The 261-nt window shown below is 55.9% G+C and carries 1 pseudogene; it reads left to right on the top strand.

Features of this window, described 5'->3' with window-relative positions:
* Nucleotides 1-261, top strand: a pseudogene (locus R0J87_RS21770) (Na/Pi cotransporter family protein); the annotation flags it as partial.

Here is a 261-nt window from a genome sequence, read left to right as displayed (position 1 = left end):
CCCGTGACATCCTGAAGAGTGCGATTGGCCGTGGCCCGGTACACGGTATCGTGTCAGGTTCGATTGTGACCATACTGGTACAGTCGTCCTCTACGACAACCAGTTTGATGGTGCCTCTGGTCGGTACCGGAGTGCTGAAAGTACGCGATGTGTATCCGTTTACGCTGGGAGCCAACATAGGCACCTGTATTACTGCACTGCTGGCTGCAACGGCTATTTCCGGCGACCATGCCGTGTTTGCCCTGCAAATTGCGCTGGTGC

The organism is Halomonas sp. SIMBA_159, assembly GCF_046536035.1.
In the GTDB taxonomy this organism is placed as follows: domain Bacteria; phylum Pseudomonadota; class Gammaproteobacteria; order Pseudomonadales; family Halomonadaceae; genus Vreelandella; species Vreelandella venusta_A.
This window is presented reverse-complemented; position numbering and strand designations above follow the sequence as displayed.